The organism is Variovorax sp. V118 (genome assembly GCF_041154445.1).
GTDB lineage: Bacteria > Pseudomonadota > Gammaproteobacteria > Burkholderiales > Burkholderiaceae_C > Variovorax > Variovorax boronicumulans.
The window spans coordinates 6,644,688-6,663,777 of record NZ_AP028663.1 but is presented as its reverse complement, the minus strand read 5'-3'; the positions used below and the strand labels follow the sequence as shown (position 1 = coordinate 6,663,777).

General features: G+C 70.3%; 17 protein-coding genes and 1 pseudogene. 7 read left to right on the top strand and 11 right to left on the bottom strand.

Going from position 1 to position 19,090, the window contains the following annotated elements; translation table 11 throughout:
* The first annotated feature begins 35 nt into the window (after positions 1-35).
* The 3 genes from ACAM52_RS31060 to ACAM52_RS31050 all read left to right on the top strand — a co-directional run bounded on the left by ACAM52_RS31060 (position 36) and on the right by ACAM52_RS31050 (position 2,229).
* Positions 36-674: a DUF4198 domain-containing protein gene (locus ACAM52_RS31060; protein ID WP_369645445.1), complete on the top strand. Its 639-nt coding sequence runs from the start codon at positions 36-38 to the stop codon at positions 672-674.
* Positions 675-705: 31 nt separating this feature from the next.
* Entirely contained in the window at positions 706-1,068 is a 363-nt protein-coding gene (locus ACAM52_RS31055; protein ID WP_369645444.1) for a DUF3325 domain-containing protein, read from the top strand.
* Positions 1,069-1,185: 117 nt separating this feature from the next.
* Positions 1,186-2,229, top strand: coding sequence for an NADP-dependent oxidoreductase (locus ACAM52_RS31050; RefSeq protein ID WP_369645443.1), 1,044 nt, complete (start codon positions 1,186-1,188; stop codon positions 2,227-2,229).
* A 28-nt stretch (positions 2,230-2,257) separates the two neighbouring features.
* Here the strand turns inward: ACAM52_RS31050 and ACAM52_RS31045 are convergent, their stop codons facing one another.
* The 6 genes from ACAM52_RS31045 to ACAM52_RS31020 form a co-directional block, all read right to left on the bottom strand.
* Positions 2,258-2,584, bottom strand: a complete 327-nt coding sequence (locus tag ACAM52_RS31045) for a hypothetical protein (RefSeq protein ID WP_062482731.1) — start codon at positions 2,582-2,584, stop codon at positions 2,258-2,260.
* A 79-nt stretch (positions 2,585-2,663) separates the two neighbouring features.
* The gene (locus tag ACAM52_RS31040) at positions 2,664-3,515 is read right to left on the bottom strand and encodes a DMT family transporter (protein WP_369645442.1); all 852 of its coding nucleotides are present in this window, start codon (positions 3,513-3,515) and stop codon (positions 2,664-2,666) included.
* A gap of 64 nt (positions 3,516-3,579) precedes the next feature.
* The gene (locus tag ACAM52_RS31035) at positions 3,580-4,269 is read right to left on the bottom strand and encodes a helix-turn-helix domain-containing protein (protein ID WP_369645441.1); all 690 of its coding nucleotides are present in this window, start codon (positions 4,267-4,269) and stop codon (positions 3,580-3,582) included.
* Between the two features lie 38 nt (positions 4,270-4,307).
* A complete protein-coding gene (locus tag ACAM52_RS31030) occupies positions 4,308-5,429 on the bottom strand; it encodes an SLC13 family permease (protein ID WP_369645440.1) in 1,122 nt (373 codons plus the stop codon).
* A gap of 4 nt (positions 5,430-5,433) precedes the next feature.
* Positions 5,434-6,987, bottom strand: coding sequence for a class I adenylate-forming enzyme family protein (locus tag ACAM52_RS31025; RefSeq protein WP_369647808.1), 1,554 nt, complete (start codon positions 6,985-6,987; stop codon positions 5,434-5,436).
* Positions 6,988-7,074: 87 nt separating this feature from the next.
* Complete coding sequence (locus ACAM52_RS31020) at positions 7,075-7,959, bottom strand: LysR substrate-binding domain-containing protein (protein WP_070061914.1); 885 nt, start codon at positions 7,957-7,959, stop codon at positions 7,075-7,077.
* Positions 7,960-8,133: 174 nt separating this feature from the next.
* Between ACAM52_RS31020 and psrA the strand changes: the two genes are divergently transcribed.
* The 4 genes from psrA (at position 8,134) to phnY (ending at position 13,400) form a co-directional block, all read left to right on the top strand.
* A complete protein-coding gene (gene psrA, locus ACAM52_RS31015; RefSeq protein ID WP_369645439.1) occupies positions 8,134-9,228 on the top strand; it encodes an iron-containing alcohol dehydrogenase PsrA in 1,095 nt (364 codons plus the stop codon).
* A gap of 114 nt (positions 9,229-9,342) precedes the next feature.
* The gene (locus ACAM52_RS31010; protein WP_062480079.1) at positions 9,343-10,659 is read left to right on the top strand and encodes an MFS transporter; all 1,317 of its coding nucleotides are present in this window, start codon (positions 9,343-9,345) and stop codon (positions 10,657-10,659) included.
* A gap of 44 nt (positions 10,660-10,703) precedes the next feature.
* Complete coding sequence (gene phnA, locus ACAM52_RS31005; protein WP_369645438.1) at positions 10,704-11,930, top strand: phosphonoacetate hydrolase; 1,227 nt, start codon at positions 10,704-10,706, stop codon at positions 11,928-11,930.
* 21 nt (positions 11,931-11,951) lie between these two features.
* A complete protein-coding gene (phnY, locus tag ACAM52_RS31000; protein WP_369645437.1) occupies positions 11,952-13,400 on the top strand; it encodes a phosphonoacetaldehyde dehydrogenase in 1,449 nt (482 codons plus the stop codon).
* A 94-nt stretch (positions 13,401-13,494) separates the two neighbouring features.
* On the opposite strand, the pseudogene ispC reads toward phnY, so the two are convergent.
* From ispC to ACAM52_RS30975, 5 genes and pseudogenes are all read right to left on the bottom strand, one after another.
* Positions 13,495-14,743, bottom strand: a pseudogene (gene ispC, locus ACAM52_RS30995) (1-deoxy-D-xylulose-5-phosphate reductoisomerase).
* Positions 14,744-14,753: 10 nt separating this feature from the next.
* On the bottom strand, positions 14,754-16,052 hold the full coding sequence (gene ispG / locus ACAM52_RS30990; protein ID WP_369645436.1) for a flavodoxin-dependent (E)-4-hydroxy-3-methylbut-2-enyl-diphosphate synthase: 1,299 nt from the start codon (positions 16,050-16,052) through the stop codon (positions 14,754-14,756).
* Complete coding sequence (ispH, locus tag ACAM52_RS30985) at positions 16,049-16,996, bottom strand: 4-hydroxy-3-methylbut-2-enyl diphosphate reductase (RefSeq protein ID WP_369647807.1); 948 nt, start codon at positions 16,994-16,996, stop codon at positions 16,049-16,051. Before ispH ends, ispG begins: the two co-directional genes overlap by 4 nt.
* A gap of 29 nt (positions 16,997-17,025) precedes the next feature.
* Positions 17,026-18,150, bottom strand: a complete 1,125-nt coding sequence (locus tag ACAM52_RS30980) for a Rieske 2Fe-2S domain-containing protein (RefSeq protein ID WP_369645435.1) — start codon at positions 18,148-18,150, stop codon at positions 17,026-17,028.
* 37 nt (positions 18,151-18,187) lie between these two features.
* Positions 18,188-19,060, bottom strand: a complete 873-nt coding sequence (locus ACAM52_RS30975) for a polyprenyl synthetase family protein (RefSeq protein WP_369647806.1) — start codon at positions 19,058-19,060, stop codon at positions 18,188-18,190.
* Positions 19,061-19,090: the final 30 nt, after the last annotated feature.

Genomic DNA, 19,090 nt, shown 5'->3' with positions numbered 1-19,090 from the left:
CGTCTCAACCATCAATCAACCCTGGAGCATCGACCATGAAGAAACCCCTGTTCTCCCTTGCCACCCTCGCGGCAGCCGCGTTCGTTTTCTCGGGCGCCGCGCACGCCCACTTCGTCTGGCTCGAGCCCGCCGCGGGCGGCGAGGCCAAGGCCTACTTCGGCGAATGGGCCGACGACCTGCGCGAGACCGAGGCCGGCCACCTGAAGCTGGTCAGCGCGCCGCGCGGCATCGCCGCCGACGGCAAGCAGACGCCCGCCACGCGCCATGCCGACCATTTCGTGGTCAAGGCCGACGCCAGCGGCGACGCGCGCCTCGTGGGTGCCTACGTCAGCGACAAGGGCGTGGCGAGCCTGTACCAGGCACGCACCGGCCGCACCGAAACCGTCGCGCGCCACACGCTCGAGCTCGTGCCGCAGGCCGCCAACAGCAACAGCTTCACGCTGCTGCTCGCGGGCAAGCCGCTGCCCAAGACCGAGGTGGTCGTGTTCGGCCCGCCCAAGTGGGAGAAGAAGTTCACCACGGACGACGCCGGCCAGGTCACGCTGCAGACGCCCTGGCCCGGCCAGTACGTGGTCGAGGTGAACCACACCGACAAGGACGGCAAGGGCAGCTGGGACGGCAAGCCCTACACGCAGACGCGCCACGTCGCCACGCTGAGCTTCGTCGTCCGGTGAGGGCGGGGCTTCCGGCGCGGAGGTGCTGCCCATGAGCACCTTCGCGCTGGTGTGCGCCCTGTTCGCGTCGGCGCTCGGCGGCTTCGTCACGCTGAGCCTGGCGATGGACCGTCACTACGAAGACGCCCACGGGCGCGGCCGCACGCCGGGCCCGTCGCGGCCCTGGCAGCAGCTGGGCGGTGCGGCGCTGCTTCTCCTCTCGCTGGTCGCAGCACTCCGGCTGCGCGGGCCCGCCATGGGCTGGGTGCTGTGGCTGGGCGCGCTCACGGCCGCCGCGCTCGTGGTGGTCGGCCTCGTGAGCTACCGGCCCGGCTGGGCGCGGCGCGTCGGCGCCGTGGCGGCTGTGCTGGGCGTCGCCACGGCGGCGGCGTACGGGCTGCTCCTGCTTCCATAGCAGGGTGCCCGGAGGGGCGCGCGGGCTGTCGCCTGCGCTACGCGCGGGGTCTTGGCCCGCGACTACGATGCGGCTGCGTCGCCGATGCCCGGCACATTCACCCATCAAGGAGACACCATGAGCAGCGCCCTCACCAACCACCAGGTCCGTCTTGCCAAGCGCCCCGAGGGCACGGCCACGCGCGAGCACTGGCGCTTCAGCACCGAGCCCGTGGCCCAGCCCGACGAGGGCGGCGTGCTGGTCAAGACGCTGTCGCTGTCGCTCGACCCCGCCATGCGCGGCTGGCTCAACGACGCCAAGAGCTACATCCCGCCCGTGGCCATCGACGAGGTGATGCGCGCCGGCGGCATCGGCCGCGTGGTGGCCTCGAAGAACCCGCAGTTCGCCGTGGGCGACACCGTGTACGGCACGCTCGGCGTGCAGGAATACATGCTGATCCCGCAGGACCAGATCAAGCGCAACGGCCTCGTGAAGGTCGACCTGCGCGTGGGCACCATCACCCAGTGGCTCAACGTGCTGGGCATGCCCGGCATGACCGGCTACTTCGGCCTGATGGACGTGGGCATGCCCCAGGCAGGCGAAACCGTCGTCGTCTCGGGCGCGGCCGGCGCCGTGGGCCAGACCGTGGGCCAGCTGGCCAAGATCAAGGGCTGCCGCGTGGTCGGCATCGCCGGCGGCGCCGCCAAGTGCGACTGGGTGGTGAAAGAGCTGGGCTTCGACGCCTGCATCGACTACAAGGCCGGCGCGGGCGCGGTGCGCGAAGGCCTCAAGACCCACTGCCCGAAGGGCGTGGACATCTATTTCGACAACGTCGGCGGCGACATCCTGGATGCGGTGCTGGCGCGCCTGGCACGCAAGGCCCGCGTGATCATCTGCGGCGCCATCAGCCAGTACAACAACGCCAACAGCATGCCGGCCGCCGGCCCGAAGAACTACCTGAGCCTGCTGGTGAACCGTGCGCGCATGGAAGGCATCGTGGTGTTCGACTACGCCGACCGTTACCCGATCGCGATCGCCGAGATGGCCGGCTACCTGAAGGACGGCCGCATGAAGAGCAAGGAAGACATCGTGAAGGGCCTCGACACCTTCCCCGAGTCGCTGAACAAGCTGTTCGCGGGGGAGAACTTCGGCAAGCTGGTGCTGCAAGTCGCCGAGGAATAACCAAAGGGGCGCCGCGGCGCCCCGAACCTCAATCGTCGGTGGGCCGCATCGGAATGTCGCCCATCGCATCGTCCTCGCGCAGCCCGCGCGCGGCCTTCAGCAGTTCGATCGAGAGGCCGTCGCCGTGGCCTGCGAAGCCCTGGGCGATGCCTTCGAGCACGGTCGACAGGTTGGTGTCGCCGTCGGTGCGGGCGTCCATGCTGATGTTCAGGACCCGCGCCGCCATCTGCCGGTAGGTGACGGCGCCCGCGCCCTCCAGCGCGGCCACCAGGTCGAGGTACAGCGCCAGGTTCATGTCGAACACCAGCTTGGGCGTGATCTCGAAATCCTCGGTCTTGTTGTTCTTCTGATCCATGGGGGTGACTCCTTTTTCCTGAGCCTCCACTCTAGCCACAAAAAACGACAAGCTCTGTCGGGCATCGCCCTGATTTGTCTCATTTCGCACGCGTGCCCATCACCGCGGCCGAGATGATCAGCGCCGCCGCCAGCGCGATGCTGGCTGTGAGCGCCCGGCCGGTCACGGCCAGCAGCAGCGCGGTGGAGGCCAGCGGCGTGAGGTAGCTCAGGATGCCGATCTGCCGCGCGTCGCCGCGCTTGAGCGCCATGTCCCACACGAAGAAGGCCGCGCCCAGCGGGCCCAGGCCGCACAGCGCGACCAGCAGGCCGTCCTTGGCCGACAGCGCCACCGCCGGCTCCAGCAGCGCATGGCAGGCCAGCGAGAGCGCACCCGACACCAGCCCGAACAGGCCGATGGCCGAGGTCGGGAAGGGCGTGACGCGCTGCGTCCACAGCGAGTAGCTGGCCCAGATGAAGGCCGAGCCGGCCGCCGGCAGGAAGCCCCAGTACGTGGCGGGCGCGCCGGGAAGTGCTGCGCTGCCGCCGCGCGCACCGAGGATCGCGATGGCCGCGCCCGCGAAGCCCAGCAGCGCCGCCATCACGTGCAGCGGGCGCAGCGACACGCCCGGCAGCAGCACCGGCGCCAGCACCACCATCAGCAGCGGCCAGAGGTAGTTCACGAGGTTGGCCTCCACCGGCGGCGCATGCCGCAGCGCGATGAACAGCAGAAAGTGAAAGCCGAAGAGCCCGTACACCCCGAGCGCCAGCGTGCGCGGCGGCACGCGCCAGGCGCGGCGGTCGCGCAGCACCAGCGGCCAGCTCGGCACGCTGCCGACGATCAGCGCCAGCCCAGTCAGCAGGAAGGGCGGCAGGTGCGACAGCGCGGTGCCGAAGGTGGCGAGCGTGGCCCACAGCGCGATGGCGAGCAGGGCGTAGAAGGTGGCGGGCATGGACGCCGAGGCTACGCGCGGCGCTCGTCGCGGCCCGACGATGTGTCGTCGCGCAACGACGGAGTCAGCGGCGCAGGGCGGCCGTGAGCGCTGACGGCGACCGGTAGCCCGTGCGGCGCGCCGTCTCGGCCACGCTCAGGCCTTCGAGCCGCAGCTCGCGCGCATGGGCCAGTCGCAGCGTGCGCAGCCAGAGCATGACGCTCTGGCCCTGCTCTTCACGGCAGCGCTGCGCGAACTGGCTGGGGCTCAGGCAGGCGACTTCGGCCAGGTCGGCCACGCCCAGCGGCCGGTGCCAGTTCGCCTGCGCCCAGGCCGCGAGGGCCGGCCAGTCGATGCGGCGGCGGCGCGTGTCGGCGACCGAAGGCGCGGCGCCCCAGGCCTCGAGCAGCAGCGCCGGGCCGTGCTGCAGGGCGAGGGCCGCGTGCTGCGGCTGCTGCAGGCAGTGCGCGAGGTAGCGGGCCAGCGCGTGCAGCCGGGGTGCGTCGGCCGGCGGCTGTTCGACGCAGCGCGCCCACGGGGCGTGCGGGGTGTCGAGCACGAGGCAGACGCTGCCGCCGCGCCGGGCCTCGAAGTCGTGCCGGTCGCCGGGCGCGACCACCTGGGCCTGGCCCGTGCCGATGCCCGAGCCGCGGCCTTCGACTTCGATCTCGAGCACGCCGTCGAGCCCGAGCAGCACCTGGAAGTGGTCGTGCGCGTGGCTGCCGCGCGATGGGGTGTAGTCGCGCAATGAGAGGACGGGGGCGGGCGTGGGCATGGCGGGAGCGATTGTCCGCGCCGCCCCGCCACCTGTCATCACCCCAGCCGCAGCAGCAGCGCCGAGGCCGCGCACACCAGCAGGAACGGAATGCTGATGCGGTGGAACTCGCGCAGCCCGTGCGGCAGCTTGGCCAGCCGCAGCGCGATCAGGCTGGCCAGCGAGCCCAGCACGCAGCCGAAGCCGCCCACGCTCACGCCGGCCGCCAGCGCGGGCAGGTCGTGCACGTAGCGGTCGAGCAGGATCGCCGCCGGCACGTTGCTGATGACCTGCGAGGCCGCAATGGCCGCCAGGTAGGCGCGCCAGCCCTCGCCGATCGGCCAGTGGCCCAGCAGCGCCGCGATGGCGGGCAGCTCGGCGGCCTGGCGCAGGTCGACGAACATCAGCGCGATGATCGCCAGCAAGGCCCAGTCGATGCCGCGCAGCACGCGCGGGTAGGTGAGCAGCAGCACGCCGAACACCACGCCCAGGCCGGGCAGCAGCCAGTGGCGGTCGAGCGCGACCACGAAGCCGACGAACAGCACGCCGGCCAGCGCCAGCAGGCGCGGCTGCACGGGCGCGGTCTCGGTCTCCTCGCGCAGCGCGATCGGCGTGCGCGGCACCAGCCACCACACGGCCACAAAGAGCCAGAACAGCATGATCGCCACGGTCGGGCCCATCATGGCCATGAAGCCGAAGAAGCTCTCGCCCGAGCGGTGCCACAGGTACAGGTTCTGCGGGTTGCCGATGGGCGTGAGCGCCGAGCCCGCGTTCACGGCCAGCGCCTGCAGCACCACCAGCCGCGCCAGCGGCAGGTGCGCCTGCACGGCCAGCACGCGCGTGAGCGGCACCAGCAGGAACAGGCTCACGTCGTTGGTCACCAGCGCCGACAGCAGCGCGGCCGTGGCCGTGAGCGCCATCGCCAAGCCGCGCTGGCTGTGCGTGTGCGCCAGCAGGCGCCGCGCGGCGGCCTGCAGCATGCCGCTCTTCTCCACGCCCTGCGTGATGGCGAGCAGGCCCGCCAGCGCGCCCACGGTCTGCCAGTCGACCAGCCGCAGCCAGTCCATCGGCGCGCGCGGGCGCACGAAGGCGAACACGACCGCGACGGCCACCAGCACCCACAGCAGGCCGTTGCCGCCGCCGTGTTCGGGCGGGGCGGTGTCGGTGCTTGCGGCGCTCACCCGATCAGGCACTCAGGTCGCGCAGCTCGCGCTTGAGCACCTTGCCGATCGCGCTGCGCGGCAGCTCGTCGATGAAGCGCAGGCGCGCCAGCCGCTGCGTCTTGCCGACCTGCGCGTTGGCCCACTGCAGCAGCGCCTCTTCGGTGGTGGCATCGCCTTCCCGGCGCACCACGAAGGCCGCGGGCGTTTCGCCCCACTGCTCGGACGGCACGCCGACCACCGCCACGTCTGCCACCGCCGCATGGCCGCGCAGCACGCTTTCGAGGTCGCTCGGGTAGATGTTGAAGCCGCCGCTGATGATCATGTCCTTCTTGCGGTCGAACAGCGTGAGGAAGCCGTCGGCGTCGAAGCGGCCCACGTCGCCGGTGCGGATGAAGCGCTTGCCGGTGGCGTCGAACCACTCGGCCTCGCGCGTCTTCGCGGGCTGGCGGTGGTAGCCGGTCATCATGCCGGCCGAGTGGCCCACCACCTCGCCGGCCACCTCGGTGTCGCCGCGCGGCAGCTCGTTGCCTTCCTCGTCGATCAGGCGGATGTCGCTGCCCGGCGCGGGCTGGCCCACGGTGTGCAGCTTGGTCGGGTTCAGGTGCGCCTCCAGGATGCAGGTGCCGCCGCCCTCGGTCATGCCGTAGAACTCGACCAGCCCGCCGGGCCAGCGCTGGAGCACGTCGGCCTTGAGCGCCGCGTTGAAGGGCGCGCTGGTGCTGAACTTGTGGCGGAAGGTCGAGAGATCATGCGCGTCGAAGCGCGGGTGCGCCATCAGCCGTTGGTACTGCACCGGCACGAGCATGGTGTGCGTCACGCGGTGCTGCACGGCCAGCTGCAGGTAGCCCAGCGCGTCGAACTTGGGCATCAGCACCACGCAGCCGCCGAAGGCGAGGGTGGGGAAGAACACGACCAGCGTGGTGTTGGAGTACAGCGGCGTCGACAGCAGCGTGACCGTCTCGGGCCCGTACTCGTACTTGGCGCCGCGCTGGATGTGCGACCAGCGCATGCCGTGGCCCTGCACGATGCCCTTGGGCTCGCCGGTGGTGCCCGACGAATAGATGATGTTGAAGGCCCAGTCGGGCTGCACCTCGACGGGCTCCGGCTTCGCGCCGGGCGCCCCGAGCCAGTCGTCGAGCGCGCGGCCGACATCGGAGCCGTCGAGCGCGATGTGCGGCAGGCCGGTGGCCTGCGCGGCGCCCACCACCTCGGCGGCCGAGGCGTCGGTGAACAGCAGGCGCGCGTCGGCGTCGGTGATCATGCGCGCCAGGCTGGCGGGCGCCGAGCCGGGGGCCAGCGGGGCCACCGCCACGCCCGCGCGCAGCGCGCCCAGGAACACGGCGGCGTAGGGCACCGACGAGGCGGCGCAGACCGCGATGGCGTCGCCGGCGCGCAGGCCGTCGCGCTGCAGGGCGGCGGCGATGCGGTCCATGAGCGCGTCGAGCGCGCGGTAGTCCAGCGTCTGCTGGGCATCGGCCAGCGCGGGGCGCTCGGGGGTGTGCTGGGCGTGGAGGCGGACCAGGTCGGCAAGGGTGCCGAAGTCGCGCGCGGCGGCGTCCTGGAGGGCGGGGTGCAAGTTCAAGGTCGATCCTTCGTCTGGGGCCAGACGGCAGGATAGCGAAGAAGCCCGCCGCGGGGTGTGCCGCCCGCGACGAAACCCTGCTCAGTCGGCCGTGTCGTCGCCCTGCTGCGCCACCTCGAACAGCGCGCGGATCAGCGGCCGGTCCTTGCGCACCGCCAGGCAGCACAGCGAGTAGCTGATCGACAGCTCGTCGTCATCGATTTCCACCATCTTCAGGCCGGGCAGCGGAATGCACTCGATCTGCGTCACGAAGCCCACGCCCATGCCGTTGGCCACGGCGTGCAGGATGGCCTCGCGGCTGTTGATCTCCATCACGCAGTGCATCTGCACGCCCTGCTGCGCGCAGGCGCGCTCGACGCGGTGGCGCGTCTTGGAGCCGGGCTCGCGCAGGATCACCGGCTCGCCCGCGATGTCGCGCGTGGCGATGGTGCGCTTCTTCGCCCACGGGTGCTTCGCGGGCACCACGGCCACGATGCGCTCCACGCGGTACGGCACCTGGTGCAGGCCTTCGATCTCGGGCGGTTCCACGAGGATGCCCACGTCGATGTCGAAGTCCTGCAGCCCGCCGAGCGTGGAGGCCTCGGAGCCGATCGACACCGTCAGGTCGAGCCCGGCGTGGCTGCGCTTGAAGCTGCGCGCCAGCTCCAGCGCGATGGGCGGCGACACCGCGCCCACGCGCACCAGCCCCGTGCGCAGCTTGTGGGCGCGCTGCAGGAACTGCATCGCCTCTTCTTCCTGCCCGAACAGGCCCTGCGTGATCGCATACAGCTGCTCGCCCGCGGCCGTGAGCCGCACGGCGCGTCCGCTGCGCAAAAACAGCTCGACGTTGAAGCGCTCTTCCAGCGCCTTGACCTGGTCGGTCACGGTGGGCTGGCCGATGTGCAGGTAGCGCGCGGCCGTGGTGAAGCCGCCGGTCTTGGCGACGGCGTGGAAGCAGCGGATCCACTTGTAGTACTGGTGAAACATGAGGCGGTCGTGAGGGGCGTGCGCCGAGCCTCCCTCAGATGCGGCGCCGGCGCCTATGCAGGCTTTCCCGAAGGCATCCATCGGTTTTGGACCGAGTGCACGCGCGAAATGCGATTGGACGCCTCGATGCGCCGCTTCGACACTGCGGCCCAGACAGAAACCGGAGACAAAAACATGCCCCACGCCTACCGCAACCCCGTGTCCATTCATTCCGGGCGAGGCAGCCTCGCACGGCTGCCCTCGCTCCTGGCGGGCCGCCGCGTCGCGCTCGTCACCTTCCCCGAGGCCCGCGGCCTGGGCCTGGTCGATCGCCTGCAGGCGCTGCTGGGCGACGCGCTCGTCACCGTGATCGACGATGTGCGCCCCAACCCCGACGTCGCCCACCTGCGCGACCTGTACAACACCTTCTGGCAATCGGACGCACCCTGCGACGCCATCGTGGCGGTCGGCGGCGGCAGCGCCATCGACACGGCCAAGGCGCTGATGGTGGGCACGGCCAACGGGCAGTTCGACGAGCTCGTTGCGCTGCTGGCCACCGGCAAGCCCTTCGTGCCCGCCAGCGTCAAGCCGCTGATCGCCGTGCCGACCACCGCCGGCACCGGCAGCGAGGTGACGCCCTGGGCCACCATCTGGGACGCCGGCAACCAGAAGAAATACTCGCTGCACCTGGACGCCACTTGGCCCGAGGCCGCCATCGTCGACCCCGAGCTCATGCTCTCGGTGCCGGCGGGCACCACGGTGTCGACGGGGCTCGATGCGCTCTCGCACGCGCTCGAAGCGATCTGGAACGTCAACGCCAACCCGGTCTCCGACACCTTCGCCGTCTCGGCCGTGCGCGACATCTTCGACTGCCTGCCGGCGCTGCTCAAAGACCTGGGCAACCTCGAGCTGCGCGAGCGCATGGCGCTGGCCGCGTTGAAGGCCGGCATGGCGTTCTCCAACACCAAGACAGCGCTGGCGCATTCCATCTCCTACGAGATGACGCTGCGCCACGGCCTGGCCCACGGCATCGCGTGCTCGTTCACGCTGCCCCTCGTGCTGGAGAAAGCCTGGGCCCGCTCGCCCGACCGCGACCGGACGCTGCAGCTGCTGTTCGGCGCCGACCTGGCGACCGCCACGCAGCGACTGCGGGCTTTCCTGCAGGGGCTTGGCGTGAAGACCGAGTTTGCCGACTATGGCGTGGCGGACAGCGAAGCGGCGGCCATGATCGCGCGCGCCATGGACGGGGCGCGCGGCAAGAACTTCATCGGCGCGGCGGCGTTGGCCTGACAGGCAGGGACTGCGCAGCGAGAAAAGACAGAGACAGCCAGACAAGACAGACAGCATGCCGGCCATCGAGCCGGCCCCACGGGCCCCACGCCCGTCAAGACAAGGAGACATACCATGCAAGCGGCCAATCCCATCCTGCAGGCGGGCACCTACGCCCGCCCCCTCGACAATTCGTTCCGCAAGGCGCAGTGGCGGATGCTGCTGGCGGCCATGTTCTGCTACTTCTTCTTCTACACGGGGCGGCAGACCTTCGGCTTCGCCATCCCCGGCATCCAGAAGGAGTTCGGCCTCTCCAAGGAAATGCTCGGCTGGGCCTCGACCTCGCTGCTGTGGTGCTATGCCGTCGGGCAGGCCATCAACGGCAACCTGGGCGACAAGTTCGGCGGACGCCGCGTGATGACCGCCGGCGCCATCCTCTCGTGCGCCGCCAACTGGGTCGTGAGCTTCGCGGTCGGCTTCAAGAGCCTGGCCATTCCGTGGGGCATCAACGGCTACTTCCAGGCCCTGGGCTGGGCGCCGGGCAGCCGGCTGCTGTCGAACTGGTGGGGCGCGGGCGAGCGCGGCAAGGTCTACGGCTTCTACGTGTTCGCCGCCGGCTGCGCCTCGGTGCTGTCGTTCGTGACCTCGATCATCGTCGTCAACGTGCTGCACCTGGATTGGCGCTGGATCTTCCGGCTCCCCGTGCTGCTGATGCTGGTGGGCGGCATCGCCTTCTACCTGATCGCCCGTGAACGGCCGGAAGACCTGGGCTTCAAGTCGCCCGACACCGGCGTGGCCAACAACAACCCGCAGGAAGCCGACAAGGCCGGCGTGGCCGACGGCGAGCCGCAGGAAAGCTCCTGGTCGCGCTACAAGGCCGTGCTCAGCAACCCCAAGCTGATGATCGCCGCGCTGGCCATCGGCTTCCAGAACGCGGCGCGCTACGGCCTCATCGTCTGGGTGCCCGTGCACTTCCTGGGCAAGGACTGGGCCAAGGCCGCCGACGGCATGATCGACCCGGCCTGGATCTCGGTGGCGCTGCCCGTGGGCATGGCCTTCGGTGCGCTCACCAACGGCTGGATCTCCGACAAGGTGTTCGGCTCCAAGCGCTACAAGGCCATCGTGCTGTACATGCTGTTGGGCGCCATCGCCTCGATGGGCATGTACCTGCTGCCCACCAGCATCCTCGGCCTGGGGCTGCTGTTCCTGGCGGGCTTCTTCGTCTACGGCCCGGCCTCGTCGTTCTGGGCCCTGTGCCCCGACCTCGTGGGCGCCAAGCGCGCCGGCACCGCCACCGGTGTCATGAACTTCTTCTCGTACCTGCTGGCCGGCCTGGGCGAACCGCTGATCGGCCGGATGCTGGACCACTCGGGCAGCACCTCGGTGGTGTTCCCCATCGTCGCGGCCAGCTGCCTCATCAGTGCCTTCATCGCGCTGTTCATCCGCCGCTGAGGCCTGCGCACCGACACACCCAACTTGCCAAGGAGCACCTCTTCATGAAATCCGACTCACTCGAAGTGAACGGCCGCAGCTACCGCTGGATGGTCCGCCCGGTGGTCGTCGTCTGCGTCGACGGCTGCGAGCCCGCGTACCTCGACGCGGCCATTACAGCCGGCGTGGCACCGTACCTCGAGGCCATGCGCAAAGGCGGCGCCGACCTGCTCGCCGATTGCGTCGTGCCTTCGTTCACCAACCCCAACAACCTGTCGATCGTGACCGGCGCGCCGCCCGCGGTGCACGGCATCTGCGGCAACTACTTCTTCGACCGCGAGCTGGGCCAGGAAGTGATGATGAACGACCCCAAGTACCTGCGTGCCGGCACCGTGCTGGCCGCGTTTGCCGATGCGGGCGCCAAGCTCGCGGTGGTCACGGCGAAAGACAAGCTGCGCAAGCTGCTGGGCCACAAGATGAAGGGCATCTGCTTCTCATCGGAGAAGTCGGACCAGGTGACGATGGAAGAGAACGGCATCGACAACGTGCTCGACATGGTCGGCATGCCCGTGCCTTCGGTCTACAGCGCGGAGCTGTCGGAGTTCGTGTTCGCCGCCGGCGTGAAGCTCATGGAATCGCGCCGCCCCGACCTCATGTACCTGTCGACCACCGACTACGTGCAGCACAAGGCCGCGCCGGGCAGCCCTGCCGCCAACGCGTTCTATCAAATGATGGACGGCTACCTCGCGCAGCTCGATGCACTCGGCGCCACCATCGTGCTCACGGCCGACCACGGCATGAACGACAAGCACGGTGCCGACGGCTCGCCCAACGTGATCTACCTGCAGGACGTGCTCGACGGCTGGTACGGCGCTGAAAAAGCCCGCGTGATCCTGCCGATCACCGACCCCTACGTGGTGCACCACGGCGCGCTCGGCTCCTTCGCCACGGTGTACGCACCCGACGAAGCCAGCGTGCCGGGCTGGATCGAACGCATCAAGGGCATTCCGGGCATGGAACTCGTACTCTCGCGCGCCGAAGCTGCCAAGCGCTTCGAGCTGCCGCCGGACCGCATCGGCGACATCGTGGTGGTGAGCGAGCAGAGCACCGTCATCGGCACGGCCGCCAGCCGCCACGACCTGTCGGCCCTCGAAGTGCCGCTGCGCTCGCACGGCGGTGTGTCCGAGCAGAAGGTGCCGCTGATCTGCAACCGCCCGGTCGAAGGCATCGCCCCCGGCCGCCGGCTGCGCAACTTCGATGCGCTCGACCTCGCCTTGAACCACGCACGCTGAAGCCACACGGAGCAAGCACCCATGAGCCAAGCCATCCTGAAGCCAGGCACCGTCCACCGCGAGGCCCTGCGCATCGCCGGCGAGAAAGTCCACCGCGACCGCACCATCGAGGTCACCTACCCGTACACCGGCGAGGTGATCGCCACCGTGCCCAAGGCCACGCTGGACGACGTGCGCCACGCCCTGCGCATCGCCCGCGACTACAAGCCCACGCTCACGCGCTACGAGCGCTACAAGATCCTCATGCGCGCCGGCGAGATCATCGCCTCTCGCCTGGACGAGATGTCGCGCACCATCACGCTCGAATCGGGCCTGTCGCGCAAGGACTCGCTGTACGAAGTGGGCCGCGCCTCCGACGTGCTGCTGTTCGCCGCCAACCAGGCGCTGGTGGACGACGGCCAGGTGTTCTCGTGCGACCTCACGCACCACGGCAAGAGCCGCAAGGTCTACACGATGCGCGAGCCGCTCTTGGGCGCCATCACCGCCATCACGCCGTTCAACCACCCGCTGAACCAGGTGATCCACAAGGTGGCGCCGGCCATTGCGACCAACAACCGCATCGTGCTCAAACCCAGCGAGAAGACGCCGCTCACGGCCTTCCTGCTGGCCGACATCCTGTACGAGGCAGGCCTGCCGCCGCAGATGCTGTCGGTGCTCACGGGCGACCCGAAGGAGATCGCCGACGAGCTGCTGACCAATGCCGACGTCGACCTCGTCACCTTCACGGGTGGCGTGCCCATCGGCAAGTACATCGCGGGCAAGGCCACCTACAAGCGCCAGATCCTGGAGCTGGGCGGCAACGATCCGATCATCGTGATGGAAGACGCGGACATCGAGGAAGCGGCCACGCTGGCTGCCAATGGGTCGTACAAGAACTCGGGGCAGCGCTGCACGGCCGTGAAGCGCATGCTGGTGCACGAATCGGTCGCCGATCGTTTCGTCGAACTGCTGGTCGAGAAGACCCGCGCACTGAAGTACGGCGACCCGATGGACCCCGACACTGACATGGGCACCGTGATCGACGAAGCGGCCGCGAAGCAATTCGAAGCCGTGGTCAACGACGCCATCGCAGCGGGCGCCAAGCTCCTGTACGGCAACGAACGCCGCGGCGCGCTGTACTCGCCCACCGTGCTCGACCACGTCGACCCGGAGATGACCGTCGCCAAGCACGAGACCTTCGGCCCCGTGTCGCCCGTCATCCGCTTCAAGAACATCGACGAGGCGATCCGCATCTCCAACGGCACGGCCTACGGCCTGTCGTCCTCGATCTGCACCAACCGCCTGGACTACATCACGCGCTTCATCCGCGAGCTGAATGTGGGCAGCGTCAATGTGCGCGAGGTGCCGGGTTACCGCCTGGAGCTCACGCCTTTCGGCGGCATCAAGGACTCGGGCCTGGGCTACAAGGAAGGCGTGCTCGAAGCCATGAAGAGCTTCACCAACACCAAGACCTACTCGCTGCCATGGTGACCGGCGCGGCGCACGAGGCGCATGGCGCGTCGCGCGCCGTGCGTGAGACCCCACCGCCGATGGCGCTGGCCGTGGCGGCCAAATGGCTGTCGCGCTACAGCCGCGCGCCCGCGCCTTCGTCCAAGGTGGTCGACACGGAAGGCGAGACCACAGGCGATGCAGATCGCAACGCCGCGCGCTGGATCGCCTGACCCGCGAGCACACGCGCATGCGCGTCGGCCGCGAGGATGTCGTCGAGGCTCTCGTGCGCAGACGAGGGCGCGTGCTGCAGGCAGTCTTCCACCACGCAAGCGATGTCGGTGTAGCGCAGGCGCCCGTTCAGGAACGCATCGACCGCCGCTTCGTTCGCCGCATTGAGCGTGACGCTGGCCGCGCACCCCTCGCGCAGCACCTCCAGCGCCAGCCGCAGGCAGGGAAAGCGTTTCAGCTCGGGCGCGGCGAAGCTCAGGTGGGCGAGCTGCAGGAAGTCCAGCGGCGCCACGCCCGAGTCGATGCGCTCGGGCCAGGCCAGCGCGTGCGCGATCGGCGTGCGCATGTCGGGGCGGCCCAGCTGCGCCAGCACCGACTGGTCGGCATAGGCCACCATCGAATGGATCACGCTCTGCGGGTGGATCACCACCTCGATGCGCTCGGGCGGCACCGCGAACAGCCAGCGTGCCTCGATGGTCTCGAGGCCCTTGTTCATCATCGTCGCGGAGTCGACCGAGATCTTGCGGCCCATGCGCCAGGTGGGATGCGCGCAGGCCTCGTCGGGCGTGACGCGGTCCAGCGCCTCCAGCGGGCGGTGCAGGAACGGCCCGCCCGAGGCGGTGAGCACCAGCCGCTGCACGCCCGCGCCGCCCGGCCGGCGCGCCCGCCAGGCACTGGAAGATCGCGTTGTGCTCGCTGTCCAGCGGCAGCAGCGTGGCGCCGTGCGCGGCCACCGCGCGCATGAACAGCGCGCCGGACATCACGAGCGCCTCCTTGTTCGCCAGCAGGATCTTCTTGCCCGCGCGCGCCGCCGCCAGCGACGACAGCAACCCCGCCGCGCCGACGATGGCCGCCACCACCGTGTCGCAGCCCGCCGACAGCGCCACCTCGCACAGCGCCTGCGGGCCGTGCATGACCTCCGTGCGCAGGCCGGCGGCGCGCAGCCGGGCCTGCAACTGCGCGGCACCTTGCGCATCGCCGACCACCGTGACCTCGGGGCGGAAGGCGACGCAGTGCGTGAAGAGCTTGTCGAGGTTGCGGTGCGCCGTCAGTGCATGCACCGTGAAGCGGTCGGGGTGGCGCGCCACGAGATCGAGCGTGCTGTCGCCGATCGACCCGGTGGCGCCGAGCAGGGTGAGGCGTTGCGTGGCCATGGCGATGCCTTCAGACGGAAGCGATCGGCACGACGCGCTCGCGCGAAGACGGCTTCATCCACGCACCCAGCCGCTCGCTCGCCTCGGCGTCGGCGCCGTAGCGCGCGGCCACGTAGGTCTCGACCAGCCGCGTGAAGTCGTCGGCGATGTGCTCGCCCTTGAGCGTCAGCGCGCGTTCGCCGTCGATGTAGACCGGCGCCACCGGCTGCTCGCCCGAGCCCGGCAGCGAGATGCCCAGGTGCGCCAGCCGGCTCTCGCCGGGGCCGTTGACCACGCAGCCCATCACGGCCACGTGCATGTCTTCCACGCCCGGAAAGCGCACGCGCCAGGCCGGCGCCTGCGCGTGCAGCCAGCCTTCGATCTGGCTGGCCAGCGACTGGAAGAAGGTGCTCGTGGTGCGCCCGCAGCCGGGGCAGGCGGTCACGCTGGGCGTGAAGGCGCGCAGGCCCATCGACTGCAGGATCTGCTGCGCCACCAGCACCTCGCGCGTGCGGTCGCCGTTCGGCTCGGGCGTGAGCGACACGCGGATGGTGTCGCCGATGCCCTGCTGCAACAGCACGCCCATCGCGGTGGCCGAGGCGACGATGCCCTTGGAGCCCATGCCGGCCTCGGTCAGGCCCAGGTGCAGCGGGTAGTCGCAGCGCGCGGCGAGTTCGCGGTACACGGCGATCAGGTCCTGCCCCTGGCTCACCTTGGCCGACAGCACGATGCGATCGGGCGGCAGGCCGACGTCTTCGGCGCGCGCCGCGTTCTCCAGCGCCGAGACGATGAGCGCCTGGCGCATCACCTCGTCGGCCGGCTGCGGCTGCGCCGCCTGCGCGTTCGCGTCCATCAGGCGCGCCAGCAGCGCGGGGTCGAGGCTGCCCCAGTTCACGCCGATGCGCACCGGCTTGCCGTGGCGGCAGGCGATCTCGATGAGCTGGCAGAACTGCGCGTCGCGCTTGTCGCCCCGCCCGACGTTGCCGGGGTTGATGCGGTACTTGGCCAGCGCCTGCGCGCAGTCGGGGTACTGCGCGAGCAGGCGGTGGCCGTTGAAATGGAAGTCGCCCACCAGCGGCACGTGCACCTGCTGGCGCGCGAGCGCGTCACGGATCGGCGCCACCTGCGCGGCGGCTTCTTCGTTGTTGACGGTGAGGCGCACCAGCTCGGCCCCCGCGCGCGCGAGCGCCGCCACCTGCGCCACGGTGGCGGCCGCGTCGGCGGTGTCGGTGTTGGTCATGGCCTGCACGGCCACGGGTGCATCGCCGCCGATGCGCACGGTGCCGACGCGCACCTGCCGCGAGCGGCGGCGTGCGACCGGGGGCTTCATGGCGCGGCCTCTATGGCCGTGTCCGCCGCGAGTTCGGCCGGCAGCCGGAACACCACGTGCTCCTCGCGCCCGGGCAGCGTCAGCAGTTCCACCTCGGCCAGGCGGCGCAGCGCGGCCACCACGTCCTGCACCATGGTCTCGGGCGCCGACGCGCCGGCGGTGACGCCCACCGCGCTGGCGTCGCGCACCCAGTCGGGCTTGAGCTCGCTGCCCTGCGCGATGAGGTAGCTGCGCACGCCGGCCTGCGCCGCGATCTCGCGCAGGCGCTGCGAGTTGGAGCTGTTCTGCGCGCCGACCACCAGCACCACGTCGACCTGCTGGCTCAGTTCGCGCACGGCCGTCTGCCGGTTCTGCGTGGCGTAGCAGATGTCGCGCGTGCCGGGCCCGACGATCTGCGGAAAGCGCCGCTGCAGCGCATCGATGATGCCGCGCGTGTCGTCCACCGACAGCGTGGTCTGCGTGATGTAGGCCAGCGGCGCGTCGGCATCGAGCACCAGCGCGTCCACGTCGGCCTCGGTCTGCACGAGCGTGACCGGCGCGGGAATCTGCCCCAGCGTGCCGGTCACCTCGGGGTGCCCGGCGTGGCCGATGAGGATCAGCGCATAGCCCTTGGCGGCATAGCGGCGCCCCTGCTCGTGCACCTTGGTGACCAGCGGGCAGGTGGCGTCGATCGCGCGCAGGCCGCGCGCGCGAGCCTCGACCTCGACCGCGTGGCTCACGCCGTGCGCGCTGAAGATCGCCACCGCGTCGGCGGGCACTTCGGCCAGCTCCTCGACGAACACCGCGCCCTGCGCCTTCAGGTCGTCGACGACGTGCTTGTTGTGCACGATCTCGTGGCGCACGTAGATGGGCGTGCCGTGGCGCCGCAGCGCGTGTTCGACCGTGTCGATGGCGCGCACGACGCCGGCGCAGAAGCCTCGGGGCTGGGCAAGGATGACGCGCATCATGGGGACTCCTGGTGAAGGGAAGAGGTTCAGCGCCCCGCCGGCATGTGCAGAACGTGGCTGGCGTGCGCGTCGTCGCCGGAGGTAGGCGGGTAGAACTGCGCCGACCAGCGCCGGAAGGCGGTGAAGGAGCGCTCCCCCGCCATGAGCTTGGGGTGCTTGAGCCGGGTGCGGGCGTTCCAGATCGGGAAGTCGCCGCCGACGACCGAGAGCAGCCAGCGGTGCGCCAGCGGATTGAGCAACTGGTAGGCAAGCTTCCTGAACGGTGTGGGCCAGCGGTCGAACTGGGCAACGCAGGGGTTGTCGCTCCAGCGAAAGGTCCAACGCATCGGCGCGGTCTGTGTGGCGTACGCCAAGGTCACGACCTGGATGCCGAGGTCCGGCAGCTCGTTCTCGCCGCGGGTGTGGCCCAGGCCGAAATGGGTCAGGCGCGAGCGGAATCGCTGCCCCTTCCAGCGGGCGTTGATGGAGACGATGAGCTTGTGTCCGTCCATCTCGTGCGACAGGTCGACGTCGGAGAACCCGTGGACCCATCCGAAGTGGGTCAGGTCCATGCTGTTCTCGACCATGGAGTCGCAATAGCCTTCGAGGTCGTGGCTGCCGTAGCGGGGATTGAGGCGGGAGCTGAGGTCCATGTCCGGGACGTCCCACTGGGGGGGACTGTCCTCGCTGTGCCGCCACACCATGATCGTTCCGTTCGACTCTTTCATGTACCGGCCCGTCAGCGCCGCATTCGGCGGGGTCTGGCCCCCGCAGGCGCGCACGCAACCGCCATCGGGGCCGAAGCTCAGGCCATGGAACGGACAGACCAGGTCCTCGCCGTCGACCTTCCCGCCGTAGCCCAGGTGCGCCCCCAGGTGCGGGCAGTACGGATCGATGGCACGGGCCAGGCCCGACTGCGTGCGGTAGATCACCAGGTCCTGTCCCGCGAACGGCACGATGCGCACGACCCCCGGCGGGACCTCGTGGCTGAAGCACACGGCGAACCAGCCGTTGGCATAGGGGTGGGTCGGACGCGTCTCTCCGGTGGTGCTGCGCAGGTGCCGCGGCGAGGGGCGAACCTCCACGACGCGCGCATGGTGTTCGTCGGCAGCGGGCGGGGTGCCGTTCGCGCCAAGCGGTTCTCTCATGAGATGGGTCGACGGTTCAGGCATGTCGGGGCTCCTGGGACGGGGCTTTGGGAGATGGGGCTCAGTGCACGCGTTGGACCACCAGGTCGGCCAGCTGGCCGAGCCGCGCGGCACGTTCACCGAAGGGTGCGAGCGCCGCATGGGCGCGCGCGGTCAGCGTGCGGGCCAGCGTGCGCGAGGCGTCGAGGCCGAGCATCGACACGCAGGTCGCCTTGTCGTCGTACGCGTCCTTGCCCGCGGTCTTGCCGAGCGTGGCCGTGTCAGCGGTCGCGTCGAGGATGTCGTCGACCACCTGGAAGGCCAGGCCGATGGCGCTGCTGTAGTCGTCGAGCGCGCGGTACAGCGCGGCGTTGGCCGGCACGTCGGCCGCGCCGCACAGCGCCCCCATGCGCACGGCCGCGCGGATCAGCGCACCGGTCTTCATGCGATGCATCTGCTCGAGCGCGGGCTGGCTCAACGACCGGCCCGCGCTCTGCAGGTCGATGGCCTGGCCGCCCACGAGCTGACGCGAGCCGGCCGCCTGCGCCAGCTCGCGCACCAGCGCGATGCGGCGCTCGGCCGGCAGCGGCAGCTCGCTTAGCGTGAGGAAGGCCTGGGCCTGCAGAGCATCGCCCACGAGGATGGCGGTTGCTTCGTCATACGCCACGTGCACGGTGGGCTTGCCGCGGCGCAGGTCGTCGTCGTCCATCGCGGGCAGGTCGTCGTGCACCAACGAGTAGACGTGGACCATCTCGATCGCGGCGCCCGTGGCGTCGAGCGCGTCGGGTGGTGCGTCCACAAGGGCGCCCGCCGCCTGGCACAGCAGCGGGCGGATGCGCTTGCCGCCGCCGAGCGCGGCGTAGCGCAGCGCTTCGTGCAGGTGCGTGGGCAGGGTCTCGGCCGGCGGCAGGCCGGCGGCGAGTGCGTGCTCGGTGCGGTGGACCGCGTCGTGCATCCAGGTGCCGAAGGGGCCGGCGGGTCCGCT

What these genes read in the sequence shown, in the direction of transcription:
- ACAM52_RS31060 (WP_369645445.1), top strand. Translation starts at nt 36, where the DNA reads ATGAAGAAACCCCTGTTCTCCCTTGCCACCCTCGCGGCAGCCGCGTTC.
- ACAM52_RS31055 (WP_369645444.1), top strand. Translation starts at nt 706, where the DNA reads ATGAGCACCTTCGCGCTGGTGTGCGCCCTGTTCGCGTCGGCGCTCGGC.
- ACAM52_RS31050 (WP_369645443.1), top strand. Translation starts at nt 1,186, where the DNA reads ATGAGCAGCGCCCTCACCAACCACCAGGTCCGTCTTGCCAAGCGCCCC.
- ACAM52_RS31045 (WP_062482731.1), bottom strand. Translation starts at nt 2,584, where the DNA reads ATGGATCAGAAGAACAACAAGACCGAGGATTTCGAGATCACGCCCAAG.
- ACAM52_RS31040 (WP_369645442.1), bottom strand. Translation starts at nt 3,515, where the DNA reads ATGCCCGCCACCTTCTACGCCCTGCTCGCCATCGCGCTGTGGGCCACG.
- ACAM52_RS31035 (WP_369645441.1), bottom strand. Translation starts at nt 4,269, where the DNA reads ATGCCCACGCCCGCCCCCGTCCTCTCATTGCGCGACTACACCCCATCG.
- ACAM52_RS31020 (WP_070061914.1), bottom strand. Translation starts at nt 7,959, where the DNA reads ATGTTTCACCAGTACTACAAGTGGATCCGCTGCTTCCACGCCGTCGCC.
- psrA (WP_369645439.1), top strand. Translation starts at nt 8,134, where the DNA reads ATGCCCCACGCCTACCGCAACCCCGTGTCCATTCATTCCGGGCGAGGC.
- ACAM52_RS31010 (WP_062480079.1), top strand. Translation starts at nt 9,343, where the DNA reads ATGCAAGCGGCCAATCCCATCCTGCAGGCGGGCACCTACGCCCGCCCC.
- phnA (WP_369645438.1), top strand. Translation starts at nt 10,704, where the DNA reads ATGAAATCCGACTCACTCGAAGTGAACGGCCGCAGCTACCGCTGGATG.
- phnY (WP_369645437.1), top strand. Translation starts at nt 11,952, where the DNA reads ATGAGCCAAGCCATCCTGAAGCCAGGCACCGTCCACCGCGAGGCCCTG.
- ispG (WP_369645436.1), bottom strand. Translation starts at nt 16,052, where the DNA reads ATGAAGCCCCCGGTCGCACGCCGCCGCTCGCGGCAGGTGCGCGTCGGC.
- ispH (WP_369647807.1), bottom strand. Translation starts at nt 16,996, where the DNA reads ATGCGCGTCATCCTTGCCCAGCCCCGAGGCTTCTGCGCCGGCGTCGTG.
- ACAM52_RS30980 (WP_369645435.1), bottom strand. Translation starts at nt 18,150, where the DNA reads ATGCCTGAACCGTCGACCCATCTCATGAGAGAACCGCTTGGCGCGAAC.
- ACAM52_RS30975 (WP_369647806.1), bottom strand. Translation starts at nt 19,060, where the DNA reads ATGCACGACGCGGTCCACCGCACCGAGCACGCACTCGCCGCCGGCCTG.